Source organism: Streptomyces capoamus, from assembly GCF_014654935.1.
In the GTDB taxonomy this organism is placed as follows: Bacteria; Actinomycetota; Actinomycetes; order Streptomycetales; family Streptomycetaceae; genus Streptomyces; species Streptomyces capoamus.
The window spans coordinates 335098-338117 of sequence record NZ_BNBF01000001.1 but is presented as its reverse complement, the minus strand read 5'-3'; the positions used below and the strand labels follow the sequence as shown (position 1 = coordinate 338117).

Here is a 3020-nt window from a genome sequence, read left to right as displayed (position 1 = left end):
TCCGGCAGCGCGTTGAGGAGCTTCTCGATCGCGGTGACGGCGATGACCTGCGCCGGGTCCTTGGCCGGGCAGGCGTGCGGACCGGCTCCCCAGGCCAGGTGGGCGCCCCTGCTGTGCATCCGGCGGGCCTCGGCCAGCGCGGGATCGCTGTTGGCCGCGGCGAAACTGATGACGACCGGCGTGTTGGCCGGCGCCACCACTCCCCCGAGGTCCACGTCCTGGACCGGGTAGTGGGTGGCGTAGTTGGCGATCGGCGTCTGGTTCCACAGCACGTGATCGATCGCCTCCTCGATCAGCAGCCCGGAGTCGCGCCCGCCGGCGCCGGGCGACAGCAGCAGGAGCAGGGCGTTGCCGATGAGGTTGCGCTCGGGCTCCACACCGGCGCCCATCAGCATGACCAGCTGGTCCTTGAGTTCCTCGTCGGTCAGTCCGGCGGGGTGCTGGATCAGCCAGGAGGTGACGTCGTCGCCGGGCCGGCGGCGCTTGAGCGCGATCAGCTCCATGAGGCAGGCGGTCAGCTCCGCGTCGGCGCGCAGGGCGTCCTGCCCGTCGAAGATCGCCGACATGGCGCTGGTGAGGGTGTCGCCGATGTCGGCCGGGCAGCCGAAGAGCTTGTTGAACAGCAGCAGCGGCAGCAGTTTGGCGTAGTCGTTGAGGAGGTCGGCCCGGCCCCGCTCGCTGAACCGGTCGATGAGGTAGTCGGCGAGGGGCTCGACGTCCCGGCGGATCCGGGTGATGTTGAGCCGGGCCAGGCTGTCCGTGACGGCCTTGCGCAGCCGCAGGTGCACGGCACCGTCGGTGAACAGGCAGTTGGGCCGGTACGCCATCATCGGCAGGACCGGGTTGTCCAGCGCGATGTGCCCTTCGTTCAGGGCCTGCCAGCGGCGGGCGTCCCGGGCGAAGAGCGTGGAGTTCTGCAGCACGCGCAGGGCCGTCTCGTGGGCGACGACCAGGGTCGCGTCGACACCGGGTGCGAGTTCGACCGGGCCGGCCGGACCGTGGGCACGCAGCCGGTCGTAGACCTGGTGGGGGTCGGCGGCGAAGGCGGCGTCGTGCATGGGGCATCTGCCGCCGGCGGGGGCGGGGGCTGACTGGCGGTCCATGGTGTTCCTTCTGCTGGCTCCGGGCCGGTGGTCCGGGGGGTCGGGGGTGTCAGGCGGCTCGGGTGAGCAGGTGGCGCACGAGTGCGATCAGCGCGTGGGCGGAGGACTGCCGGTCGCGGGCGTCGCAGTAGACGACGGGCGTGTCCGGGAGCAGGTCGAGGGCCTCGCGCACCTCCGCCTCGTCGTAGACCCGGCCCGGCTCGAAGCTGTTGACGGCGATGGCGTACTCGAGGCCGTACCCCTCGACGAGGTCGATGACGGGGAAGGTCTCCTCCAGCCGGGCGGGGTCGACCAGGAGCAGCGCGCCCAGCGCGCCGCGCGCCATGTCCTCCCACAGCTGCATGAACCGCTGCTGGCCCGGGGTGCCGAACAGGTACAGCACGAGGTCGTCGCTGAGGGTCAGCCGGCCGAAGTCCAGGGCCACGGTGGTGGTGAACTTGTCCGTCACGCCCCTGAGGTCGTCGACGTGGAGCGACGCCTGCGTCATCTTCTCCTCGGTGCGCAGCGGGGTGATCTCCGACAGCGAGCCGATGAAGGTGGTCTTGCCCACCGCGAAGTGCCCGACGACCAGGATCTTGGCGGCGTTGGTCACCGCGCTGGAGACGTATATGGAGCCGGGGGCCGTCTCAGCCGATGAGGGATTGGAGTCCATTCAGAACCTTTTCCAGGGTCGCTCTGTCAACGTTCTGAGCCCGGGGCGGCTCGGCTCGGCGCAGCAGGTGGCCCTGCTCGGATAAATCGGTCAGCAGCAGCCGGGCCACCCCCACCGGCAGTCCCAGGTGGCCGGCCACCTCGGCGACCGACAGGTAACCGCCCGCGCACAGCTTCCAGATCGCCATCACCTCGGGGCCGGCTCCCAGCGGGGGCGTCCGGTCGGGCGCGAGGGTGACCAGGGTGTGCAGCGCCAGGTCGTCCGCGGCCGGCAGGGTCCGGCCGCCGGTGATGACGTAGGAGCGGACGAAGTCGCTGGTGACAGAGGCTTCCTCGCCGGGGGTCGTCATGCGCCCACGCCGTTGTCCGAGCGCGGTGCCACGCTCATCGCCTTGCTCAGGGCGGACACGGTCTTCTGCATCCGGAAGGACATGGCCTCCATGTCGACGTCCGGTGCGGCCGACACGGCGAGGTAGGAGCCCTGGCCGGCCGCGATCAGGAAGATCCAGCCGCCGTCGTACTCCAGCAGTGTCTGCTTCCAGATCCCGTGTCCCGCTCCCACGAACCCGGCGACGGCCCGGCTGAGCGACTGCATGGAGCTCATCGCGGCGGCGTTGGTCTCGGCATCGTCCCGTGCGATGTCGTCCGAGCGCTGCAGCAGCAGGCCGTCGCCCGAGACGAGGATCGCGTGCCGGGCTCCGCGTACCTCGAGTACGTCGTTCAGCACCCAGGACAGGTCGATGTTCACTTGTGGTCAGGTCCTTCCGTGGTGTTCGTGGTCCGCCCGAGCTGTGTTCCGCGCGCGAACGCCCCGAGCCGCGAGGCCGTCACCTCGCCGTTCGTCTCGGACGGTGCCTCCTGGCCGCGGGAGTCGAGGGACGGGACCACCGTGACGGGGCCGCCGCGCCGCCGGCGTTTGGGCAGTCCTCCCGAGGTCGTGCCCACGACGTGCGAGGGGCCCACGACCGGGACCGGTGCCAGTCGCTGGGGGACCGCCTCCGGACGGCCCCATTCTTCCTGGACGTCGGCCGCGGGGGGCGGCGCGTCGGCCGCGAGGAGACTTTCGGGCACACGAATCACTGCACGCACTCCGCCGTAGGGGGACACGGAACCGACGGAGACGGCGAAGCCGTAGCGGGCGGCGAGCATGCCGCACACGGCGAAGCCGAACCGCGGCGGGTCGCCGAGACCGGTGATGTCGACGGGACCGTCGACCGACAGCAGCGCCGCCGCCCGGTCCTTGGTCTCCTGGTCCATGCCGAGCCC

Annotated in this window: 4 protein-coding genes and 1 pseudogene; all 5 read right to left on the bottom strand. The window is 71.1% G+C overall.

From position 1 onward, the window contains the following. The coding region (locus IE312_RS01620) for a cytochrome P450 family protein (RefSeq protein WP_229898961.1) at positions 1-1058 on the bottom strand (1058 nt) is incomplete at its 3' end. Between the two features lie 94 nt (positions 1059-1152). Beyond that, positions 1153-1755: a GTP-binding protein gene (locus IE312_RS01615; RefSeq protein WP_189977551.1), complete on the bottom strand. Its 603-nt coding sequence runs from the start codon at positions 1753-1755 to the stop codon at positions 1153-1155. Continuing rightward, positions 1730-2104, bottom strand: coding sequence for a DUF742 domain-containing protein (locus IE312_RS01610; protein ID WP_189977549.1), 375 nt, complete (start codon positions 2102-2104; stop codon positions 1730-1732). The genes IE312_RS01615 and IE312_RS01610 overlap by 26 nt, the downstream gene beginning before the upstream one ends. Then, entirely contained in the window at positions 2101-2502 is a 402-nt protein-coding gene (locus IE312_RS01605; protein ID WP_189977547.1) for a roadblock/LC7 domain-containing protein, read from the bottom strand. Before IE312_RS01605 ends, IE312_RS01610 begins: the two co-directional genes overlap by 4 nt. Further along, positions 2499-3020, bottom strand: a pseudogene (locus IE312_RS38460) (ATP-binding protein); the annotation flags it as partial. The gene IE312_RS01605 and the pseudogene IE312_RS38460, both read right to left, overlap by 4 nt.

What these genes read in the sequence shown, in the direction of transcription:
- IE312_RS01610 (WP_189977549.1), bottom strand. Translation starts at nt 2,104, where the DNA reads ATGACGACCCCCGGCGAGGAAGCCTCTGTCACCAGCGACTTCGTCCGC.
- IE312_RS01615 (WP_189977551.1), bottom strand. Translation starts at nt 1,755, where the DNA reads ATGGACTCCAATCCCTCATCGGCTGAGACGGCCCCCGGCTCCATATAC.